Source organism: Actinokineospora spheciospongiae (genome assembly GCF_003182415.1).
Lineage (GTDB): Bacteria > Actinomycetota > Actinomycetes > Mycobacteriales > Pseudonocardiaceae > Actinokineospora > Actinokineospora spheciospongiae.
This window is the reverse complement of record NZ_QHCP01000003.1, coordinates 522012-544265: the sequence shown is the minus strand read 5'-3', so window position 1 is coordinate 544265 and position 22254 is coordinate 522012. Positions and strand designations below refer to the sequence as shown.

The window sequence follows — 22254 nt, the reverse complement described above, 5'->3', positions numbered from 1 at the left end:
CGACCGCTACCCCGGAACGCGCTCCCGCCACACCCGCCGCCGCGCCGCGCGGTCCCCGGCGCGTCCCGCCAGCGCCCGGGGTGCTCGTCGCAGCACCTCGCCCAGCACCCGGACCCGCAGCGAGGGCAGGAAGTTGGCCCCCTCCGGCCGCCGGAACACGACCTTCGCGGTGATGGCGGCGAACCGGGCCACCTCCTTGAGGGCGACCCGGGTCGGCGCGCACCGCAGGAGCATGACCAGCCGGTTGCGCTCGTTCCAGCGGTGGAACTCCCGCGACCCCAGCCGCGAGGTGGCACCGTGCGCGTGGACCGCGGTGGCGCCCGGCACGGACACGACGTCCCAGCCGTGCAACCGCAGCCGCCAGGACGTGTCGGTGTCCTCGTAGTAGCAGAAGAAGTCCGCCGGGACCCCGCCCACCGCGCGCAGCGCGCCCACCCGCAGCAGCGCGGCCCCGCCGCAGAAGCCGAACACCGGGCCGCCGGTCAGGTCGAACCCGCGGCCCAGGGCGTCCACGCCCACCCCTACCGACTGCGTGCTCCCGTCCGCCCGCACCAGCCGCGCGCTCGCCGCCCCCGCGCCGGGAGCGGCGTCCAGCGCGTCCTCCAACCGGCCCAACCAACCCGGGTCCGGCACGGCGTCGTCGTTGAGCCAGGCCACGAACTCGGTGTCCACGCGGTCGAGGACGGCCGCGATCCCACCCGCGTACCCGAGGTTGCGCTCCAGCCGGACCACCTCGACCCCGGCCAGCCCGGCGATGTCCCCGCTGCCGTCGGTCGACGCGTTGTCCACCACCAGCGTCCGGTGTGGACGGTCCTGACCGGCCAGCCCGGCGAGGCAGGCACCCAGGTGCCCGGCACCGCGCCAGGTCACCACCACCACAGTCGTGCGCACCCGCGAACCCTACGACGACGCACCGCGCCCGCGACCGCCGGACGGGCGGGCACGGGCGCGGGGTCCAGCGGGGGCTCAGGCGGGCAGGTAGGCGGCCCGGTCGGTCTCGAAGGCGGCGCGCAGCGCCTCGCGCCACGGCCGCAGCGGCGTCAGCGACGCGTTCCACGCCCCGGCCGACAGCACCGAGTACGCGGGCCGGGCCGCGGGCGTCGGGTAGTCGGCGGTCCCGCACGCCTTGACCCGCTCCGGGTCGGCGCCCAGCTCCTCGAACACGGCCCTGGCGAACCCGCACCAGGTGACCTCGCCCGCACCGGTCGCGTGCAGCACCCGCGCCGAGGGGCCACTGCCCTCGGCGACCTTGCCCGCCAGCTCGACCAGTCCCGCCGCCAGGTCCCCGGTCCAGGTGGGGGCGCCGAGCTGGTCGTCGACGACGGACAGCGTGTCGCGCTGCGACTCCAACCGGGCCATCGTCTTGACGAAGTTGGACCCGTGCGCCCCGTACACCCACGCCGTGCGGACCACCCACGACCGGGCGCCCGACCCGAGCACGGCCTGCTCGCCCGCGAGCTTCGTCGCCCCGTACACCGACTTCGGCCCGGTCTCGGCGTCCTCGGCGTAGGGCTCGGACGCGTCCCCGGGGAACACGTAGTCGGTGGACACGTGCAGCAGCGGCACGTTGCGGGTGGAGCACGCGGCGGCCAGCACGCGGGGGCCGTCCGCGTTCACCGCGTATGCGCGGGCGCGGTCCGACTCGGCCTTGTCCACCGCGGTGTAGGCGGCGGCGTTCACCACGACCGGCGTGTCCCCGGCCGCCTTCGCCGCGTCGGCGAACGCGGCCACGGCGGCGACCACCGCGCGGGTGTCGGTGAGGTCGAGCCGGGCGGAGTCGGGGGCGTCGACGGTGAGCGAGGGGCCTGCCAGCCCGGCCAGCTCACGACCGAGCTGACCGGACCCGCCGGGTACCAGGAGTGCGAGGGTCACCGGATCAGCTTGCCAGGGCGGCGCGCTGCTTGAGCGGCTCCCACCAGGCGCGGTTGTCGCGGAACCACTGCACGGTGCTCGCCAGGCCGTCCGCGAACGCCACCCGCGGGGTGTAGCCCAGCTCGGTGGAGATCTTGGTGATGTCGACGGAGTAGCGGCGGTCGTGCGCCTTGCGGTCGATCACCGGCTGGATGAACGAGTCGTCGGTGCCGGTCGCCTCCAGCAGCAGGGCGGTCAGCTCCTTGTTGGTCAGCTCGGTGCCGCCGCCGATGTTGTAGACCTCGCCCGCCCGGCCGCCGTCGGCCACGAGCTGGATGCCGTGGCAGTGGTCGTCGACGTGCAGCCAGTCGCGCACATTGAGGCCGTCGCCGTAGAGCGGGATCTTCTTGCCGTCCAGCAGGTTCGTGGTGAACAGCGGGATGACCTTCTCCGGGAACTGGTACGGCCCGTAGTTGTTCGAGCAGCGGGTGATGCACACCGGCAGCCCGTGGGTCTTGAAGAACGAGCGGGCGATCAGGTCCGAGGAGGCCTTCGACGCCGAGTAGGGCGAGTTGGGCTCCAGCGGGTGGGTCTCCGGCCACGAGCCCTCGTCGATCGAGCCGTAGACCTCGTCGGTGGAGACGTGCACGAACTTCGACACCTCGGCGTCGACGGCGGCCTGCAGCAGGGTCTGGGTGCCCAGCACGTTGGTCAGCACGAAGTCGGCCGCGCCCAGGATGGAGCGGTCGACGTGCGACTCGGCGGCGAAGTGCACCACCAGGTCCACCCCGGCCATCGTCCGCCGGACCAGTTCGGCGTCGCAGATGTCGCCCTCGACGAAGCGCAGGCGCTCACTGTCCGCGACCGGGTCGAGGTTGGCCCGGTTGCCCGCGTACGTCAGCTTGTCGAGCACCACGACCTCGGCGTCCGCCAGGGTCGGGTACGCCCCGCCCAGGGCTTGCCGCACGTAGTGCGACCCGATGAACCCGGCACCGCCCGTGACCAATACCCGCATCTGCTTTCCACCGTCCCTCAGTTCGCGTGATGGGTTCGAGTGTTCCATGCCGCACCGCGTCACCTCTGCTCACTACTGAGTGTTGGCAGGAGTGACGCTTGATTGGCTCTCAGCATTCGCTGGGTAACCTGCTCGGGGGACGACGGGATGGGGAGGAGCGTGCGTGGACGAGCGTGCGCAACCGGTGGGTGAGTCCGTTGGGCCATCGAGGTGGCTGCGCGCGGGCGGCGCGCTGGTCAAGTCGCTGATCGCCCTGCTCTCCGCCGCGGTCGTGGCGGGCACCGGGTACGGCTGGTGGGGTGTCGGCGACCTCGACGCGAACACCGTCACCACCGACGTGATCGACACCCTGCCCGAGGGCGACGGGCGGGTGCCGCTCGACGGCGCGGTGGACATCCTGCTGGTCGGCATCGACAGCCGCACCGACGCCTACGGCAACCCGCTGCCCAAGGAGGTGCTGGCCATGCTCAACGGCGGCCGGGCCGAGGGCGAGCGCAACACCGACACGATGATCCTGGTGCACATCCCGGTGGACGGGCGCCGGGCGATCGCCTTCTCCTTCCCGCGCGACTCCTGGGTGGACGTCGGCGAGGGCTTCGGCAAGCACAAGCTCAACTCCGCGTTCGTCTACGCCTACAACGACGCCCGCAAGACCCTGTCCGAGCAGGGCGTCGCCGACCCGGAGCTGGACAAGCAGGCCACCGTCGCAGGCCGCAAGAACCTGATCTCCACGATCGAGCGGCTCGTCGGCGGCGCGGTCACCATCGACCGCTACGCCGAGGTGAACCTGGCCAGCTTCTACGAGGTCACCAAGGCCATCGGCGGCGTGGACGTCTGCCTCAACAACGCCGTCGACGAGCCCAAGTCCGGCGCGCGGTTCCCGGCGGGCAAGCAGACCGTCTCCGGCGCGGCGGCGCTGTCGTTCGTCCGGCAGCGCTACGAGCTGCCCAACGGCGACCTCGACCGGATCGTGCGGCAGCAGGTGTTCCTCGGGGCGCTGGCGAACAAGGTGCTCTCGGCGGACATGCTGACCGACCCGGGCAAGGTGCGGGAGCTGGTGGCGGCCGTGCAGAAGTCGGTCGTGCTCTCCTCGAACTGGAACCTGTCCACCTTCGCCGCGCAGATGCAGGGGCTCAGCAGCGGCAACATCGAGTTCCGCACCATCCCCAACCAGGGCGACGCCAAGATCGGCGGCGCGGACGTGATCAAGGTCGACCCGGCCGAGGTGGCCAGGTTCGTGGCGAGCCTGACCAGCACCGCCGACGAGGAGGCGACCACCCCGTCGTCCCCGTCGGACGAGTTGCCGACACCGCCCACCACCGCGTCGTCGACCGCGCCGGGGACGCCCGGGGTCGGGCCGGACGTGACGGTCGACGTGCGCAACGGGTCGACCACCCGGGGCCTGGCGAGCACCGTGCTGGACACCCTGGTCCAGGCCGGGTTCACCCCCGGGGAGGTGGGCGACGCGCCGGTGCGCACCGGCACCGTCGTCCAGTACGCCCCGGGCGAGCTGGCCAACGCCCGGTCCGTGGCCGGATCGCTCGGCGGCACCGTCAGCTACGAGGAGAGCCCCGGCCTGGCCGCCGCCCGGGTGCGGGTGCTGCTCGGCACCGGCTTCACCCCCGGCACCACCGCGGCGACCGACCAGGGCCTGTTCGGCGCCCGGTTGTCACCCGATCAGACGACACCCGGTACGACTCCCCCCACGGAGACGGCTCCTCCGGCGAAGATCGACGCAGGTAGCGTCAACTGCGTGAACTGACCCCCGCGTCCATCACGATCGGTGCTCTCGTCCGGCGAACCGCCCGGGTCCGGCCGCGGGTGCTGCCACCCTGGACGAGGACACGCCCGCGTGGAGGAGGAAGTCGTGACGGACCGGCCGACGCCAGGACCGGCGGAGGAGACCCCGGGGACCCGGCCCGCCGAGACCCCACCGGCCGAAGCCCAGCCCGCTGGAACCCAGCCGGTGGAAACCCAGTCGACCGAAACCCAGCCTGCCGAGGACCAGCCCGCTGAGAACCAGCCGACCGAGAATCAGCCGGTCGAGGACCAGCCCGCCGAAACCCAGCCGACCGGGGACCAGCCGGTCGAGGACCAGCCGGTCGAGGACCAGCCCGCCGAGATCCAGCCTGGCGCGGCGGGAGCGGAGCGGCGGCGGGTGTCGGGGTGGCTGGTGGCGGGGCGGGCGCTGGTGGCGCTGGTGTCGGCGGCGGTGCTGGCGGGGACCGGGCTGGTGACCGTGCGGGTGGACACCTTCCAGGACAGCGTCACCACCACCGACGCGCTCGCCGAGGCGCAGAACTCCGCCGCCGCGCCGCCCGAGGACGACGGCGCCAACGACATCCTGGTCGTCGGCAGCGACACCCGCACCGACCTGCAGGGCAGGCCGCTGTCGGACCGCATCCTGCGCCAGTTGCGCACCGAGGCCACCGACACGATCAACACCGACACGCTGATCCTGCTGCGGCTGCCCCGCGGCGGCGGCGCGGGCCACGCGATCTCCATCCCGCGCGACACCTACGTCGAGGTGCCCGGCGCGGGCCAGGAGAAGATCAACGGCGCGTTCGGGGTGACCAAGGCGCGCACCGCGCAGCGGCTGGTCGACGGCGGCGAGGCCGACCGGGCCAAGGTCGAGCGGGAGTCCGACAGCGCGGGCCGCACGGCGCTGATCCAGTCCGTGCAGAACCTCACCGGCGTCCGCGTCGACCACTACACCGAGGTGACCCTCTACGGGTTCTACCTGCTCACCGAGGCCGTCGACGGCGTCGACGTGTGCCTGAACCGCTCCACCAGCGACCCCGACTCCGGTGCCGACTTCCGCGCGGGTCAGCAGACCGTGCGCGGCGGTGACGCGGTGTCGTTCGTCCGGCAGCGCAAGGGCCTGCCGCGCGGGGACCTGGACCGGATCGTGCGGCAGCAGACGTTCCTGGCCTCGGCGATGAACAAGGTGCTCTCCGGCGGCACGCTGACCGACTCGGCGAAGCTGTCGGCGCTGGAGCAGGCGGTGTCGAAGACCGTGGTGATGGACCCGGGGCTGCACTTCCTCGACCTGGTGAACCAGGCGCAGGCGCTGGCCAGCGGGCAGGTGCGGTTCACCACCATCCCGGTCACCGGCGTCGGCGCCCGCAACGACCGCGGCCAGAGCATCGTCACCGTCGACGTCCCGGCCGTGCACGCCTACGTCGCCGGGCTCCTGTCGAGCACCCCGCCGCCACCGCCCCCGCCGCCCTCGCTGCCCGCCGACAACCTGGCGGGCGGCAGGCTGCTCGACCTCGGCGCCCCCGCCCGGCTCGCCGCGACCGCCCCCTGCGTCGACTGACCCGGGACCGGCTGGGAGGGTCGGCCGCGGGCCGATCCACTAGCTTGGGCGTCGTGAGCCTCACCGAGATCCTCCTGCGCCCCCTCCGCTCCTCCTCGGCGAAACCGCTGGTCACGCACTACGACGACGCCGCGGGGACCCGGGTGGAGCTGTCGGTGGCGACGGTGGCCAACTGGGCGGCGAAGACGGCGAACTGGCTGGTCGAGGAGCACGACGTGGAGCCGGGCACCCCGGTGGCCGTCCAGTTGCCGCCGCACTGGCAGACGGCGGGTGTCCTGCTCGGTGCCTGGTGGGCGGGCGCGCACGTCACCGCCGACCCGGCCGGTGCCGCGGTCACCTTCGTCGCCCCCGGCGCCTCGGCCCCCGGCGTAGTCGCCGCCGTCTCCCTCGACCCGATGGGCCGCGACCTCGGCGGCTCCCGGGACGGCGTGGTCGACTTCGTCGGCGAGGCCCGCCTCTTCGGCGACGACTACTTCGGTTCCCCGGTCGACGGTTCCACCCCCGCCCTCGCGGGCCTGACCGTCGACGAGGTCCTGGCCCGGGCGCAGGGCCTCGACCAGGGCGTCCGCGTCCTCTCCACCGCGGACTGGACCGTCCCCGACGGCGTCCTGCGCGCCTTCCTGGCCCCGCTGGCCGCGGGCGGCTCGGTGGTCCAGGTGACCGGTGCCGACCCGGCGCGGCTGGACGACCGCCGCAGGGCTGAGCACACCACCCTCGACGTCCTGGGCTGAACCCCCCGGTCGTGGCCTTGCCGCCTGACCTTACCTCCAGTAAGTTACGCGGGAGTAGTCAACTCGGGAGGTTGCGGTGAAGTCGTTCGCTGGCAAGGTGGCCGTGGTGACCGGCGCGGGTTCCGGGATCGGCCGGTACCTGGTGCTCGGCCTGCTCGCCGAAGGCGCCTCCGTGGCCGCGTCGGACATCGACGAGGTGGGCCTGAAGGAGACCGCGACCAAGGCGGGGGCGGGCGACCGGCTGCGCACCTACAAGCTCGACGTGGCCGACCGCGACGCCATCTACGCCCACGCCGAGCGGGTCGTGGCCGACTTCGGCGGCGTGGACCTGGTGTTCAACAACGCCGGTGTCGCGCTCAAGGGCAGCGTGCGGGAGATGTCCGACGCCGACCTCAAGTGGGTCATGGACATCGACTTCTGGGGCGTCGTGCACGGCACCCGGGCGTTCCTGCCGCACCTGGTCAACCGCGGCGGCGGGCACATCACCAACGTCTCCAGCGTGTTCGGGTTCATCGGCGTGCCCACCCAGAGCGCCTACAACGCGGCCAAGTTCGCCGTCCGCGGCTTCACCGAGGCCCTGCGCCAGGAGATGCAGGTCGAGGGGACCGGCATCGGCGTCTCCTGCGTGCACCCCGGCGGCATCAAGACCAACATCGCCCGCAACGCCCGCACCTCGGACCCGGCGGAGATGAAGAACTTCTCCAAGTCCCTCGACGCGGTCGCGATGACCACGCCGAAGAAGGCCGCGCGCACCATCCTCAACGGCGTGAAGCGCGACAGGGCCCGCATCCTGATCGGCCCGGACGCCTACGTCCTCGACGCGCTGCCCCGCCTGCTCGGCTCGCTGTACCAGCCGCTGGTGCGCAAGGGCACCAGCCGCACCCTCACGAGGCCGAAGAAGAAGTGACCCCCCGGGGTGCCGGTCCGACCGCCTCGACGCGGACCGGCACCCCGTTGAGCACGGCGTTCCCGGAGACCCCGTCGAGCACGGCGGGGTCGGTCAGGTCGTTGGCGCTGGCCGCGCGGTAGCCGTGCGGCAGGCTCACCACCCCGGGCATGACCTCGTCGGAGGAGGTCACCGGCACCCGCACCTCACCCACGGCCGAGCGCACGCGCACCTCGGCGCCGTCGGTGATCCCGTGCTCGGCGAGGTCGCGCGGGTGCATGAGCAGGTGGTGGCGGGCCTTGCCCCTGGTGAGGCGGTCGACGTCGTTCATCCAGGAGTTGTTGGCCCGCAGGTGCCTGCGGCCGATGAGCAGCAGGCCGTCCCCGGCGCGCAGCTCGCACACAGCCCCCAGACCGTCCAGCACGAGCTTCGGCGCCAGGTCGATCCGCTTGTCCTCGGTGCGCAACCGTTGCGGGAACGAGGGCTTGAGCGGGCCGAGGTCGACGCCGTTCGGGTTCTTGCGCAGCTTGCGGACCGAGAGCCGGTGAGGGCCGGTGCGCAGGAGGACGTCGAGCAGGACCCTGGGGCTCAGGCGGAGGCGGAGCGTGTCGAACCGCTTGCCCTTGAAGCGCTTGCGGTAGCGGAGACCGAGTTCGCGGAAGATCTCCCAGTCGTGGCGGGCTTCCTCCGGCTTGGGGAGCACCGCGGGGGCGAAGCGGGCGGTGTCGCGGACGGCGAACGCGTTGAAGATGATGTCGTAGTGGTCGCGCTCCAGCAGCGGCGTGGGCGGCAGGATCACGTCGGCGTGCCGGGTGGTCTCATTGACCTTCACGTCGACGGCCACCATGAAGTCCAACCCGGCCAACGCCTTCGCCAACCGCGGACCGTCCGGAGTGGACAGCACCGGGTTGCCCGCGTTGACGACGAACGCCTTGATCTGCTTGTCCCCCGGCGTCTCGATCTCCTCGGCCAGCACGGCCACGGGCAGCTCACCGGCGAACTCCGGCAGGCCGCGCACCCGGCTGCGCCAGGCGCCGAAGTGCCCCGGTGAGACCATCTTGAGCACGTCGACCGCGGGCTTGGTGACCAGCGCGCCGCCGGGCCGGTCGATGTTGCCGGTGAGCACGTTGAGCACCTGGATCGCCCACTGGCACACCGCGCCGTGCTGCTGCATGGACACCCCGGTCCGGCCGTAGCAGACCGCCGACCGCGCCCCGGCGAACTCCCGCGCCAGCCGCTCGGTGGTCGACGCGTCGATCCCGGTGATCGGCGCCGCCCACTCCGGGGTGAACCCCTCGACCGCTTCCCGCACGACGTCGATGCCATCCACGTAGGACGGCGGGTTGGCCGAGTCCTCAGCCAGGATCGTGCGCACCATCGCCAGCAGCAGCGCGGCATCGGTGCCCGGCCGGACGAAGTGGTGCTCGTCGGCGACCTTCGCGGTCTCGGTGCGCCTCGGGTCGACCACGACCATCCGGCCGCCGCGCTCGGCCAGCGCCCGCCGCCGCCTGGCGAAGTCGGGCACGGTCATCAGGCTGCCGTTGGAGGCCATGGGGTTCCCGCCGATAACCAGGAAGTGGTCGGTGCGGTCGAGGTCCGGGATCGGCAGCATCAACTGGTGCCCGTAGAGCAGGTACGCCACCAGGTGGTGCGGCAACTGGTCGACGGAGGTGGCCGAGAAGCGGTTGCGGGTGCGCAGCATCCCCATGAACCCGGTGCCGTGGGTGAGCGCGCCGAGGCTGTGCACGGTCGGGTTCCCCAGGTACACCCCGACCGCGTCCCGCCCGTGCCGGTCGCGGACGTCGGCGAGGCGGGTGGCGACGAGGTCGAAGGCGGCCTCCCAGGAGATCGCCTCCCACCCGTCAGCGGTGCGCCGGACGGGCGTCCGCAGCCGCTCGCCGTCCGCGTGCACGTCCGGCAGGGCGACGGCCTTCGGGCACAGGTGCCCCCGCGAGAGCGGGTCGCGGCCGTCCCCCCTGACCGACTCGACCCGCCCGCCCGCGACGGTCAGCTCCAGCCCGCAACAGGCTTCGCAGAGGTTGCAGGTCGCGAACCGGGTCGTCGTCATGCCGACCAGTCTCACCCACCGCGCCCGCCCCCCGTCAACCTCAGCCCGATCGTCAGTCCAGTCCTCAGCCCAGTCCTCAGCCCATCGTCTTCTGCCCGTCGAGGCCCTCGCGGACGATGTCGGCGTGCCCCGCGTGCTGCGCGGTCTCGGCGATGATGTGCAGCAGCACCCGCCGCACCGACCGGCTCTTGCCCACCTCGAACCACGGCGCCACCGGCAGCGGGTGCGCCACGTCCAGGTCGGCCGTCGCCACCAGCGCGTCGGTGGCCGCGGCGATCTCGGCGTACTCGGCCAGCAGCCCCTCCACCGTCTCGCCCTCGGTCATCCGGAACTCGGCCGCCCAGTCGGTCTCGACGCTCTCCATCGCCGCCGCGCCGCCCTGGATGAACCGCGCCCACGCCGCCTCGGTGTGCGCCACGTGCTTGATCAGCCCGCCCAGCGTCAGCTCGCTGGCACCGGTCCGGGTCCGCGCCTGCTCGTCGGTGATCCCCTGGGCGGTGAACCGCAGGAAGCCGCGGTGGGTGCGCAGCGTCTCCAGCAGGTCGGCGCGCTCACCGGTGAGGTTCTCGACGGGCTCGGCCTGGGTGCGGTCCTGGATCAGGTTCATGGTGTTCGCCTTCGCTCTCGGTCTGTTGAGGAGAACTCTAGGACCCGTTGCGGACAGGTTCGGTCCGCAATCAGCGGGAGATCCGAAAATGCCGAGGGCCCGGTCCAGGGACCGGGCCTTCGGTGGAGCCGGGACTCAGCCCTTGAGGAGCTGGCGGGCCATCACCATGCGCTGGATCTGGTTCGTGCCCTCGTAGATCTGGGTGATCTTGGCGTCGCGCATCATGCGCTCCACCGGGAAGTCGCGGGTGTAGCCCGCGCCGCCGAAGAGCTGCACGGCGTCGGTGGTGACCTCCATGGCGGTGTCGGAGGCGAAGGTCTTCGCGGCCGAGGAGGCGAAGGAGGCGTCCGGCTCGCCGCGCTCGACCTTGGCTGCGGCGGCGTAGACGAGGTGGCGGGCGGCCTCGATCTTCATGGCCATGTCCGCGAGCATGAACTGCACGCCCTGGAAGGTGCCGATGGACTTGCCGAACTGCTTGCGGTCCTTGACGTAGGTGATCGTCTGGTCCAGCGCGCCCTGCGCGATGCCCAGCGCCTGCGCGCCGATGGAGTGCCGGGTGTGGTCGAGGGTGCGGAACGCCAGCCGCAGGCCCTGACCGGGCTCGCCGATGACCCGGTTCTCCGGGATCGTGCAGTTCTCGAAGTAGATTTCGCGGGTCGGCGAGCCCTTGATGCCGAGCTTGCGCTCCTTCGGGCCGACCGAGAAGCCGGGGTCGTCCTTGTGCACGATGAACGCGGAGATGCCGTCGGCGGGCTTGGCCGCGTCCGGGTTCGTCACCGCCATGACCGTGTACCAGCTCGAGATGCCCGCGTTGGTGATCCAGCACTTGGTGCCGTTGAGGACCCAGTGGTCGCCGTCGAGGCGGGCGCGGGTGCGCATGGAGGCGGTGTCGGACCCGGCCTCGCGCTCCGACAGCGCGTAGGAGGCCATCTCACCGCCCGCGGCGATGGTGGGCAGGACCTCCTTCTTGAGCTCCTCCGACCCGCCGAGGATCAGGTTCATGGTGCCGAGCTTGTTGACCGCCGGGATCAGCGAGGACGACGCGCACACCCGCGCGATCTCCTCGATGACGATGTTGCCCGCGATCGAGTCGGCGCCCTGCCCGTCGTAGGCCTCGGCGATGTGCGGGGCGTTGAAGCCCGCCTTGTTCAGCGCCTCCAGCGCCTCGGTGGGGTAGCGCTCCTGCTCGTCGACCTCCGTGGCGTACGGGGCGATCTCCTTCTCCGCGAGGTCGCGAACGGCCTCGCGCAGGGCGTTGTGCTCGTCGCCGAGCCGGTACAGACCGAAGCCCGCGTCCACTGTCTACCTCCACGTCTCGAGACCCGCGAACCATGTTAGTACGCGTTCACTTCGCGGCCCTGTGTTCTCACGCACCCGGGGGAAGCCCCTTGGCGCAGGGGTTACCATTTAGTAACTTACCCGCTGGTACCTGTCGTCGTCGCCTGGGGAGTCCGCCATGACCGGCCTGCTGTTCAACCCCGACGACTACGACCCGGCCCACTTCGACCCCGAGACCCGCAGGCTCCTGCGCGCCACCATCGACTGGTTCGAGGCGCGCGGCAAGCGGACCCTGGTGGAAAAGTTCCACGCCAAGGAGTTCCACGCCGACTTCCTGCGCTTCGCCGCCGAGGAGCAACTGTTCGCGACGCTGCTGACCCCGCGCGCGGAGGCGGGCCGGGCCGCTGACAAGCGGTGGGACACCGCCCGGATCGCCGCCCTGTCGGAGGTCCTGGGCTTCTACGGGCTCAGCTACTGGTACCCGTGGCAGGTCACGATCCTGGGGCTGGGACCGGTGTGGCAGAGCACCAACCAGGCCGCCCGCACCCGCGCCGCCGCACTGCTCGACGAGGGCGGCGTGTGCGCGTTCGGCCTGTCCGAGAAGGACCACGGCGCCGACATCTACGCCACCGACATGGTGCTCACCCCCGACGGCGCGGGCGGGTACCGCGCCACCGGCGGCAAGTACTACATCGGCAACGGCAACGTCGCCGGGGTGGTCTCGGTCTTCGGCCGGATCGAGGGCATGGAGGGTCCGGACGGCTACGTCTTCTTCGTCGCCGACAGCGCGCACCCGGCCTACCACCTGGTCAAGAACGTGGTGCCGTCGCAGATCTACGTCTCCGAGTTCCGCCTGGAGGACTACCCGGTCCGCGCCGAGGACGTCCTGCACACCGGCCAGGCCGCGTTCGACGCCGCGCTGAACACGGTCAACATCGGCAAGTTCAACCTGTGCTTCGGCGGCATCGGCATCGCCGAACACGCCTTCCACGAGGCGATCACCCACGCCCACAACCGGGTCCTCTACGGCAACCGCGTCACCGCGTTCCCGCACGTCCGCGCCCAGTTCGTCGAGGCGTACGCCCGCCTGGTCGCGGCCAAGCTGTTCTGCGACCGCGCCATCGACTACTTCCGCTCGGCCAACCCGGACGACCGCCGCTACCTGCTGTTCAACCCGGTCACCAAGATGAAGGCCACCACCGAGGCGGAGCGCATCGTCGGCCTGCTGACCGAGGTCGTCGCCGCCAAGAGCTTCGAGGCCGACACCTACCTGACGGTCGCCGCCACCGACATCCGCGGCCTGCCCAAGCTCGAGGGCACGGTCGCGGTCAACCTCGCCCTGATCCTCAAGTTCATGCCCCAGTACCTCTTCGCCCCCCAGCCCCACCCCCACATCCCCACCCGCCACGACCCCGAGGACGACGAGTTCCTGTTCCGCCAGGGCCCCGCCCGCGGCCTGGGCACCATCCGCTTCCACGACTGGCGCGAGGCCTACCGCACCTTCCAGCACGTGCCGAACGTGGCCGTGTTCAGCGAGCAGGCGGACGGCCTGGCGCAGATGTTGTCGACCGCCCCGCCCTCGGCCGCGCAGCAGAAGGACCTGGACTTCGCCCTGGCCCTGGGCGAGCTGTTCACGCTGGTCGTCTACGGCCAACTCATCCTGGAACAGGCGGAACTGATCGGCCTGGAGACGCAGGTCATCGACCAGGTCTTCGACACCCTGGTCCGCGACTTCTCCGGCTACGCCGTCGCCCTGCACGGCAAGCCGTCCTCCACGTCGGCCCAGCAGCGCTGGGCCCTGACCGCCATCCGCAAACCGGACGTCGACCAGGGCCGCTTCGACCACGTGTGGGACCAGGTCGCCGCCCTGTCGGGCGCTTACCAGATGAAGCCTTAGGTCGTCACACCCGCACGCCGACCCAGCCCGCGAAGTTGGCCAGGCTGTCGGTCGCGCGGCGCTCGGCGACGGCGATCCCACGCAGGGTCTCCCGGACCCCGGGGTGCAGACGGGTCTGCTGGGGGGCTGCCTGGCGAGCGCGACCGAGGGATTCAAGCGCTTTCGCCGGGTTGCCGACCAGCAGGAACGCCCGGGCCGTGTCCTGCCAGTGGTGGCCCGCCCGTGGCGGGGCGATGGTGGGGGGCAGGGTGAGGGCCATCCCCCGGAGCGCGGCCTTGCCGGGGTCACCCGCCTCGAGTTCGACGGCGCACGCGTGGATCTCGACGTTGGCGGCGCCGAACAAGGTTCCGTAGGCGTCGCTCTCACCTGCGACACGGGTGGCGAGCTCGCGGGCCTCGGTGATGTGGTCACGGGCGACGTCGGGTCGTCGCCCCCGGGCGGCAGCGATGGCGCCGCACAGGTGCCCGTAGCCACGGACCGCCAAGGCGGGCTCGTCGTCACCCGCGACGAGGTCCACACCTTGCTCGGCGAGCGCGAGGCCGATGTCAATCGAATCGAGGTACATCAAGATCCGGCAGCGCTGGAATTTGGCCTTGGCGGCGTAGAGCGGGTCGTCGGCCTGCTCCGCCGCCCATTCCAGGCGGTCGAGCGCGGGGGCGGCCAAGTGCATGAACCCGAACCGGCGACACAGGCATTCGGCGGTGACGAAGCAGGCAGCGAGGTGCGAGAAGATCCGCCCGCGCCCGGTATCGGTGGAAGCATCGCGCAGGGCGCCGTAGAACTTGCGGATGAGCTGGGGAAGCGCTGCCAGGGCTTGACGGCCCCTGTCATTGCGGTAGAGGGTTTTGACATGGTCGAGTTCAGCGACCATCTGCGGTAGCGGATCGGGTTCTTCCGCTCGGACGTAGTTGCCCTCGGCGAGGATTGCGCGAAGGTCGACCATCCCGACGAGCGGACCGTCCTGGTTGATGGTGTCCAGGAACGGTATGCCCTGTAGTTGCTCAGGGGAGACTTCGAGGACCTTGGCCGCCTTGGCGATGAATCCAGGCGACGGCGGCATGACCCCCTGCTCGACTTTCCTGACCGTGGAGACGGAGAAGTCGATCAGCGAGGCGAAGCGGGGCTGCGTCCACCTGCGTGCGGCACGCCCCATCTTGATGTTGTGAGCGACGTTGTGGTCCGACATGGCGACCTTCCCGATCGGGGACGTCCAAGGTCTAGCGTACCGAGCCAGCCCACCTGAACAGATTGACACTTTTACTGACACTCACGCGTAGTGACATCCCCTACCGTTTCAGTAGTCGGCAAATCCGCCGGTTGAGGCCGGTCGGCACCAAAGTTGGCGGCCGGTGACCGCCCAGCCGATGCGAGACCACAGGGGAGACTTTCATGGGTACAAGACCGTCGATCGCGGGCGCCCAAACACTGACAACCATGCCCGTCGGGCGAACCCGGCTCAAGACTGACGAAGGCATGAGGCCGCCGTCCACCCCTGCCGTTCCCTACGTGGCGACGTGGTCCCGGGAGACGGCCGAACCTCCCAGGGTCATCGAGCGCCCCGGACGTGGAATCGCTTACTGGGACGAGATCTTGGCTGATCGGGACAAGCAGGGCGTCCTGTGGGATCGGGTGACGGTTTGCCCCGGACGGGGCACCCCGCAGTTCGCCGACATCCACACCCACCGGCAGAGGCGTGCCATGCGGCGACTGCTGTGCCAGGTGTGCGCAGGCCCTGCCGATGAGACCGAGGACGGCGTTTTGTGGCTGCTCAGCGACACGATCACAGACTCACCCGACTGGCCTGACAACCTCGTGGCGGCCGACCCCCCCCATATGCCTGCCGTGTGCCCGGTGGTCGGTGTCCGCCTGCCCACGGTTGAGGCGCGGCCACGTCGCCCTGCGGGTCCGGCACTGGCCTGAGTACGGGGTGCAAGGGCTGGTCTATCGAGCAGGGAGACCATTGCCCTGGCCTGCGACCGATCAGGCTGTGGCCTTCGACAGCCCGGCGATCCGGTGGACTGTCGCATCCAAGCTGCTTCGAGAACTGGGCGATTGCACGATCGTCGACCGCTGAGCCTCATTAAGGAAAATGCCGTGCCAGAAAAACCGATCAGCGCCGGACTTCTCGTGGAGATCATCGAAGGGCCGGTCGAGTTCTCGGTCAACGAAACTTACCTGGACGTGACCTTGGGCAACCTGCACGCGGGTTTGGGGGTGCGGCTGTCGATCGAGTTGGAGGCTGTGCGGACGCTGGTCCGAGTCTTCGAGTTCGCGCTTGACGAGTTGACGGAGAACCAGGGCCTCATGGCGAGTGGCAACGTCAAGGACTTGCCGCAGTTGCCACAGGAGCACCGCGTCATCATCGGGAGTTCCGCCGCACCCAGGGTGGTGGCGTGGGACGAGCCGACCACGAGGGAAGACACCGGGGCAGCAGGCGAACAGAAGGTGGACTACACCGACTACGGCGACAGCGACAGCGAACGCGGCGAGATCGCGGGGCTTGTCCTGAGGTCGGTGCTCTGACACACCCGTGCGCTCCCGGAATCGGAAGGATCTGCTTGGCGGGAAGCAATTCCGACCAAGCAGATCCGCCGGGCACCACGAAATCCCGGCTCCTCCAAGAGCCCTACAGCGAAGCCCGCAGCTTGGCGTCCTTCTCCAGGACCATCGCCTCCAGGTCCCGGGAGAATTGCGCCAGCCGCTCCCGCAACCCCTCGTCCGCAGCCGCCAGGATGCGCACCGCCAGCAGACCGGCGTTGCGCGCCCCGCCCACCGACACCGTCGCCACCGGGATACCGGCGGGCATCTGCACGATCGACAGCAGCGAGTCCATCCCGTCCAGGTACTTCAGCGGCACCGGCACACCGATGACCGGCAGCACCGTGGCCGAAGCGACCATGCCCGGCAGGTGCGCGGCCCCGCCCGCCCCCGCGATGATCACCCGCAGGCCGCGGTCGGCGGCGGAGGTGGCGTAGTCGAGCATCCGCTGCGGGGTGCGGTGCGCGGAGACCACGTTGACCTCGTGCGGCACGTCGAACTCGGTGAGGGCTTCGGCGGCCAGTCGCATGACCGGCCAGTCCGAGTCGCTGCCCATGATCAGGCCGACTCGCGGCGCCAGGTCAGTCATCCGGTGCTCCTAGTGGATCTCGTGGCCGTCGAGCCATTCGGCGTGCGACAGCCAGTGGGCGGCGAGCTTGGCGCGGGTGCGCAGTTCCGGCAGGGATTCGCCGAGGAGGGTGACGTGGCCGACCTTGCGGCCGGGGCGTTCCTGCTTGCCGTAGAAGTGGGCGTTCGCGTCGCGGTAGCGGGCGTAGAGGTGGTGCAGGCGCTCGTCGACGGCCATGGTGGGGGCGGTCGGGGCGCCGAGGACGTTGGCCATGACCACCGCCGGGGCCACCGGGTCGGTGGCGCCCAGGGGGTAGTCGAGCACGGCGCGCAGGTGCTGTTCGAACTGGGAGGTGCGGGCGCCCTCGATGGTCCAGTGCCCGGAGTTGTGCGGGCGCATGGCGAGTTCGTTGACGACCAGGCCGCCGGGGGTGTCGAACAGCTCGACCGCCATCACCCCGACGACACCGAGTTCGTCCGCGATGCGCAGCGCCAGGTCCTGGGCGGCCTCGGACTGCTCGGCGGACACGTCCGGGGCGGGCGCCAGGACCTCGACGCAGATGCCGTCGACCTGGACGGTCTCCACCAGGGGCCAGCAGCCGCCCTGGCCGAACGGGGAGCGGGCGACCAGCGCGGCCAGTTCCCGGCGCATGTCGACCTTCTCCTCCGCCAGCAGCGGGGTGCCCGCGGCGAGGAGTTCGGGGACCAGGGTGGCGGCCTCGGTGGCGTCGGCGACCATCCACACGCCGCGGCCGTCGTAGCCGCCGCGGGCGGCCTTGAGCACGCACGGCCAGCCGTGGGCGTCGCCGAAGGAGACCAGGTCGTCGGCGGCGGTGACCTCGGCGAACGCGGGGACCGGCAGGTCGAGGTCGGCGAGCTTGCGGCGCATCACCAACTTGTCCTGGGCGTGCACCAGCGCGTCCGGCCCGGGGCGGACCTCGACGCCGTCGGCGACCAGGGCGCGCAGGTGCTCGGTGGGGACGTGCTCGTGGTCGAAGGTCAGCACGTCGACCGTGGCCGCGAAGCCGCGCAGGGCGTCGAGGTCGGTGTGGTGGCCGAGGGTGGTGTTCGGCGTAACCAGCGGGGCGGGCTCGTCGGCGGAGACGGCGAGCACGTGCAGGGACTGGCCGAGGGTCACGGCGGCCTGGTGCGTCATCCGCGCCAACTGACCGCCGCCGACCATCCCGACCACGGGGAAACCGGTGCGTGGGTCCACGAGCAGGGGACTCTACCCAGCTACCCGCGAGCCGCCCGGACCCGCCTGACCAGCGCGATCGCCCCGACCACCAGCGGCACCAGCAGGTAGGCGCTGCCGATCACGTACTCCGGCGGTGTCCACTCGAACTCCACGGCCAGGCCGTTGCGCATGGCGAGCAGGACGCAGCTCGCGAACACCAGGACCACCGCCGCGACCGGCCACCAGGCGCGCCGGTCGCGCGGGTCGTCGATCCGGGAGAGCAGGAACACCAGCAGCGGCACCACCCACACCCAGTGGTGCGACCAGGACACCGGGCTGACCAGGAGCCCGAGGAACGCCGTCACCAGCAGCGCGGGCAGCGGCCGGAGCCCGCGCACCCACAGCGCGCACGGCACCGCGAGCACCACGGCGATCGGGACGACCACCCGCATGGACCAGTCGGCGTTGTCGGTCAGCCGCAGGACCAGGCCGTTGAGGGACTGGTTGCCCGCCCAGTAGATCGGGCCGATGCGCTGCGGGTCCTGCACCGCGGTGCCCCAGAACTCCACCACGTCGTGCCGGACCCAGAGGAACATCACCGCTTGCAGCAGCAGGAACGTGACCACCGCGCGCAGGGCGTCCCAGCGGCGGCCGATCACCAGCAGGTGCGCCACGAAGATCAGCGGCGTCAGCTTCACCGCCGCCGCGACGCCGACCAGCACCCCGCCGAACCGGTTGCCGCGCGCGCCCAGGACCAGCACGTCCACCACGACCAGGAGCATCAGGATCATGTTGATCTGGCCGAGGAACAGCGTGCGCCACACCGGTTCCAGGCCGAGCAGCGCGATCCCGAGCACCACCGTGGTCCGGTCGGGGTCCATCCACCGCGGCCGGTCCGGCAGCGCGGCGATCGACAGCCGGACCACCGCGGTCAGGGACGCGACGGTGATGGCCCCCAGGATGCCCCAGGCCACCTGCGTGGGCACCAGCGCCAGCGGGATGAACAGCAGCGCGGCCGTCGGCGGGTAGGTGAACGGCAGCCGCGCCCAGGACGGCTCCGCGCTCAGCGACATGGCGTCGTAGAGGGGTTCGCCGTGCAGCAGCGCCACCGCGCCCGACCGGTACACCGCGTTGTCGACCCCGAGGTGCCACCCCAGCGCCCAGCCCACGATCCCGGCGACCACGCACAGCGCGGGGAACACCGACAACGCGGCCCGGCGCGGGCGTGGCGGCGCCCCGACGCCCTCGGCCTGCTCCGTCACGCGCACAGCAAACCACGGCCCCGATCCCCGACCGACGCGCCCGAGGATTCACGTGAAACCCGTGTGAGGTCCCCGGTCAGGCGCGGGCCACCTCGCGCAGCACGCGCAGCGCCTCGACCTCCGTCCCCGGCAGGCGCTCCACCCGGGCCCCGAGGCGGGCGGCGACGAGCGACGGGTCCGCGGCCAGCCGGTCGGCGATCAGCCGCCAGGCCGCGATGGCGCGGTCGCCCAGGTCGGGCTCGCGCGGGGCGAGCACGACCGCGGTCGACGGGCCGAGGGTGGCGACGGTCTCGCCGCCGTCGAACACCTCCCGCAGCGCGTCGGCGACGAGCACCTGCGCCACCAGCCGCGACCAGCCCACCACCGCGCTGAGGTCGATGGTCACCACCAGCAGCGCCATCCAGTCCGGCGCCAGGCCGTGCCTGCCCGCGTGCCGGTGGACCTCGCCGAGGCGGACCCGCAGGTAGTCGAGGGTGGCCAGGCCGGTCAGCGGGTCGGCGGTGCGGCCGGGCAGGGTGGCGGCCTCGGCCCACGCCTCCGCGGCGGGCCGCAGGAACGCGACCGGCAGCGCGTCCGGGTTCGGGGCGACCAGGCCGTCCGGCACGGTGAGCACCGCGTGCAGGGCGGCCAGGTCGATGAGGGTCTCCGCGAGGCAGGCGCCGCCGTGCGCCCGCGCCCGGCCGAGCGCGGCCAGCGGGGCGGCCAGGTCGGTGCCCGCGGCGGCGGCCCGGCAGACCGCGTCGACCTCGGCGGTCGCCCAGTCGCTCGGGTAGCGCCAGCCCGCCGCCAGGCTGGCCGCGCGCCAGCGGGACCGCAGGTCCGCGGCCCCGATCCCGGTCTCCCGCACCACCATGGAGTGGTCCTCTCGCCGTCGACGACGGGGAAACGCGCCGGTGGGCCGGTCGTGACGCGATCACACCATCGGGTGGGCGTATGCCGCCGGGCGCGCGCGTCCGTCACACTGACCCGCGGTGGCGAAGGGGGAGGCCGTGTCGACCGTGCCTGCCGGGCTGGAGGGCCCGAGCGATGCCGAGCTGATCGAGGCCGTCCGCGACGGGCGGACCGCGGCCTACGGGCCGCTCTACGAGCGGCACGTCGGCGCCGCCCGCAACCTGGCCAGGCAGCTCGCCCGCTCGTCGGTCGAGGCCGACGACCTGGTCTCCGAAGCGTTCGCCAAGGTCCTCGCCACCCTGCGCCAGGGCCGCGGCCCCGACTCGGCGTTCCGCGCCTACCTGCTCACCGCGCTGCGCCACACCGCCTACGACAAGACCCGCCGCGACCGCCGCGTCGACCTGGTCGACGACGTCACCCAGGCCAGCGGGGTCAACCCGGAGGCGGTCAGCGTGCCGTTCGCCGACACGGCCGTCGAGGGGCTGGAGCGCACGCTCGCCGCCCGGGCGTTCCGCACGCTGCCGGAGCGGTGGCAGGCCGTGCTCTGGCACACCGAGATCGAGGGCCAGTCCCCGGCCCAGGTGGCGCCGGTCCTCGGCCTGACGCCCAACGGGGTCTCCGCGCTGGCCTACCGCGCCCGCGAGGGCCTGCGGCAGGCGTACCTGCAGGTCCACCTGGCCTCCACCAGCGACGAGCACTGCCACGCCACCGCCGAGCGGCTGGGCACCTGGGTCCGCGGCGGCCTGGCGAAGCGGGAGACCGCGCAGGTCGAGGCGCACCTGGACGAGTGCGACCGCTGCCGGGCGCTGGCGGCGGAGCTGGCCGACGTCAACGGCGGCCTGCGCGCCGGGGTGGCCCCGCTGGTCCTGGGCCCGCTGGCCGTCGCCGCCTACCTCTCCGGCTCGGCCACGACCGGCCTCACCGCCGCGGGCGGCGCCGCCGCGGCGGCGGCCGGGGCGGCCAACGCGGCGTCGGGCAGCGCGGCGGCGGCTGCCGGGGCGGCCGCGGGCGGCGCGGCGACAGGCGCGGGCGGAGCCGGTGGCGCGGCGGCGGGGTCGGCGGTGCGCCAGGGGGTGGTGGCGAGCGTGTCCGCCGCCGCCGTGGCGGCGGCCGTGGTCGCCGGGCTGCTGGCAGGCCCCTCCGGTCAGCAGGTCCCCCTGGCCGACGAGCCGGTGGCCGAGGCACCCGCCCCGACCCCCGCCCCGCCGGTCCCCCCGGCCCCGCCCGCACCACCGGCACCCGCCGACCCACCAGCACCCCGGCCACCGGCCGCCGACCCGCCCGCACCACCCGCCGCCGAGACCCCGGCGCCCCCGCCGCCACCCGCACCGGCACCCGCGCCCGTGCCGAACCCGCCGCAGGCGCCGCCCCCGGCGCCCACACCGGTCCTCGACGCCGCGGGCCCGGTCGCCCCACCGGTCCTGGTGCCGGGGCGACCCGCCGACATCGTCATGACCGTGCGCAACACCGGCGGCAGGACGTCCGGTCCGGTGACGGCGGTCCTGCGGCTGCCCCAGGGCGTCCGCGCCGTCGCCGAGCGCGCGCTGGCGGTGCGCTGCCCCGGGGGCGCCGGGACGATCACCTGCACCGGCGCGGGCATCCCCCCGGGGGAGACCGCGTCGTTCAGCTTCACCGTGGTGGCCGACCCCGGTGCCCGCGACGGCGTGATCACCGGCTCGGTGACCGCCGAGGGGGTGGCCCCGACGAGCTTCAGCATCCCGGTGCGGGTCGCCCCGCCCGCGCTCAAGGACGCCGTGCGGGTGCTTGCCGCGCCCCGCCCCGGCTTCCCGCACGGCGAACCGGCGCTCGACGTGCGGGTGCTCAACACCGGGGAGAGCAGCGAACCGGTCACCATCAGCTTCGACCGCCTGGTCCACCGGGTCACGTCGGCGACCCCGGTCGACTGCACCCGCGCCCACGAGCGCTCCACCTGCACCACCCGCGGCCCGCTCGCCCCCGGCTCGACCCTGGCGCTGGTCGCGTACACGCACCCGCCCGGCTGGGAGGACCGCTCGATCACCGTGACGGCGGTCCTGGGCACGGCGAAGGACAGCGCGGTCGCGTGGATTCCGTGGTGGTCGTGGTCGGTCCCGACGAACCGGTCGGACCGGACACCGGAGCCGGGCAGCGGGACACCGGGCGTCCATCCTGGATAGACTCCGCCGCC

The 22254-nt window shown here is 72.4% G+C and carries 18 protein-coding genes; 7 read left to right on the top strand and 11 right to left on the bottom strand.

Features of this window, described 5'->3' with window-relative positions; genetic code table 11:
- Positions 1-6: 6 nt before the first annotated feature.
- From DFQ13_RS10095 to rfbB, 3 genes are all read right to left on the bottom strand, one after another.
- Positions 7-891, bottom strand: coding sequence for a glycosyltransferase family 2 protein (locus DFQ13_RS10095; protein ID WP_233427737.1), 885 nt, complete (start codon positions 889-891; stop codon positions 7-9).
- A gap of 75 nt (positions 892-966) precedes the next feature.
- Positions 967-1872, bottom strand: a complete 906-nt coding sequence (rfbD, locus tag DFQ13_RS10090; RefSeq protein ID WP_035284494.1) for a dTDP-4-dehydrorhamnose reductase — start codon at positions 1870-1872, stop codon at positions 967-969.
- Positions 1873-1876: 4 nt separating this feature from the next.
- The gene (gene rfbB, locus DFQ13_RS10085) at positions 1877-2866 is read right to left on the bottom strand and encodes a dTDP-glucose 4,6-dehydratase (RefSeq protein WP_035284492.1); all 990 of its coding nucleotides are present in this window, start codon (positions 2864-2866) and stop codon (positions 1877-1879) included.
- Between the two features lie 163 nt (positions 2867-3029).
- Here rfbB and DFQ13_RS10080 point away from each other — a divergent pair, with 163 nt between their 5' ends.
- The 4 genes from DFQ13_RS10080 to DFQ13_RS10065 all read left to right on the top strand — a co-directional run bounded on the left by DFQ13_RS10080 (position 3030) and on the right by DFQ13_RS10065 (position 7823).
- Complete coding sequence (locus DFQ13_RS10080) at positions 3030-4628, top strand: LCP family protein (protein WP_233438338.1); 1599 nt, start codon at positions 3030-3032, stop codon at positions 4626-4628.
- Between the two features lie 105 nt (positions 4629-4733).
- Entirely contained in the window at positions 4734-6185 is a 1452-nt protein-coding gene (locus tag DFQ13_RS10075) for an LCP family protein (protein ID WP_267897644.1), read from the top strand.
- Positions 6186-6238: 53 nt separating this feature from the next.
- Positions 6239-6916: a TIGR03089 family protein gene (locus DFQ13_RS10070; protein ID WP_110079574.1), complete on the top strand. Its 678-nt coding sequence runs from the start codon at positions 6239-6241 to the stop codon at positions 6914-6916.
- Between the two features lie 76 nt (positions 6917-6992).
- Positions 6993-7823 carry an SDR family NAD(P)-dependent oxidoreductase gene (locus tag DFQ13_RS10065; protein ID WP_110079573.1) on the top strand — a complete coding sequence of 277 codons (831 nt, stop codon included), beginning with the start codon at positions 6993-6995 and terminating at the stop codon, positions 7821-7823.
- Here DFQ13_RS10065 and DFQ13_RS10060 read toward each other — a convergent pair.
- The 3 genes from DFQ13_RS10060 to DFQ13_RS10050 all read right to left on the bottom strand — a co-directional run bounded on the left by DFQ13_RS10060 (position 7801) and on the right by DFQ13_RS10050 (position 11776).
- Positions 7801-9870, bottom strand: coding sequence for a molybdopterin-dependent oxidoreductase (locus tag DFQ13_RS10060; RefSeq protein WP_110079572.1), 2070 nt, complete (start codon positions 9868-9870; stop codon positions 7801-7803). The two genes, DFQ13_RS10065 and DFQ13_RS10060, sit on opposite strands and share 23 nt — an antisense overlap.
- 76 nt (positions 9871-9946) lie before the next feature.
- Positions 9947-10477 (bottom strand): DinB family protein, encoded by a 531-nt coding sequence (locus tag DFQ13_RS10055; RefSeq protein ID WP_110079571.1) that lies wholly within the window; start codon positions 10475-10477, stop codon positions 9947-9949.
- 135 nt (positions 10478-10612) lie between these two features.
- Positions 10613-11776 (bottom strand): acyl-CoA dehydrogenase family protein, encoded by a 1164-nt coding sequence (locus DFQ13_RS10050; RefSeq protein WP_035284486.1) that lies wholly within the window; start codon positions 11774-11776, stop codon positions 10613-10615.
- Between the two features lie 157 nt (positions 11777-11933).
- Between DFQ13_RS10050 and DFQ13_RS10045 the strand changes: the two genes are divergently transcribed.
- The gene (locus DFQ13_RS10045) at positions 11934-13652 is read left to right on the top strand and encodes an acyl-CoA dehydrogenase family protein (protein ID WP_110079570.1); all 1719 of its coding nucleotides are present in this window, start codon (positions 11934-11936) and stop codon (positions 13650-13652) included.
- Between the two features lie 4 nt (positions 13653-13656).
- Here DFQ13_RS10045 and DFQ13_RS10040 read toward each other — a convergent pair whose 3' ends face one another.
- Positions 13657-14838 carry a helix-turn-helix domain-containing protein gene (locus tag DFQ13_RS10040; RefSeq protein ID WP_110079569.1) on the bottom strand — a complete coding sequence of 394 codons (1182 nt, stop codon included), beginning with the start codon at positions 14836-14838 and terminating at the stop codon, positions 13657-13659.
- A 908-nt stretch (positions 14839-15746) separates the two neighbouring features.
- On the opposite strand from DFQ13_RS10040, the gene DFQ13_RS10030 reads away from it, so the two are divergent.
- On the top strand, positions 15747-16175 hold the full coding sequence (locus tag DFQ13_RS10030) for a hypothetical protein (RefSeq protein ID WP_146241185.1): 429 nt from the start codon (positions 15747-15749) through the stop codon (positions 16173-16175).
- Between the two features lie 103 nt (positions 16176-16278).
- Here DFQ13_RS10030 and purE read toward each other — a convergent pair whose 3' ends face one another.
- The 4 genes from purE to DFQ13_RS10010 all read right to left on the bottom strand — a co-directional run bounded on the left by purE (position 16279) and on the right by DFQ13_RS10010 (position 20049).
- Positions 16279-16770 carry a 5-(carboxyamino)imidazole ribonucleotide mutase gene (gene purE, locus DFQ13_RS10025; RefSeq protein ID WP_110079734.1) on the bottom strand — a complete coding sequence of 164 codons (492 nt, stop codon included), beginning with the start codon at positions 16768-16770 and terminating at the stop codon, positions 16279-16281.
- An 18-nt stretch (positions 16771-16788) separates the two neighbouring features.
- Complete coding sequence (locus DFQ13_RS10020) at positions 16789-17973, bottom strand: 5-(carboxyamino)imidazole ribonucleotide synthase (RefSeq protein WP_110079568.1); 1185 nt, start codon at positions 17971-17973, stop codon at positions 16789-16791.
- A gap of 20 nt (positions 17974-17993) precedes the next feature.
- Positions 17994-19196 (bottom strand): glycosyltransferase 87 family protein, encoded by a 1203-nt coding sequence (locus DFQ13_RS10015; RefSeq protein ID WP_052021358.1) that lies wholly within the window; start codon positions 19194-19196, stop codon positions 17994-17996.
- A gap of 76 nt (positions 19197-19272) precedes the next feature.
- Entirely contained in the window at positions 19273-20049 is a 777-nt protein-coding gene (locus DFQ13_RS10010) for a hypothetical protein (RefSeq protein WP_035284479.1), read from the bottom strand.
- Positions 20050-20167: 118 nt separating this feature from the next.
- On the opposite strand from DFQ13_RS10010, the gene DFQ13_RS10005 reads away from it, so the two are divergent.
- Positions 20168-22243, top strand: a complete 2076-nt coding sequence (locus DFQ13_RS10005) for a sigma-70 family RNA polymerase sigma factor (protein ID WP_325050916.1) — start codon at positions 20168-20170, stop codon at positions 22241-22243.
- Positions 22244-22254 lie beyond the last annotated feature (11 nt).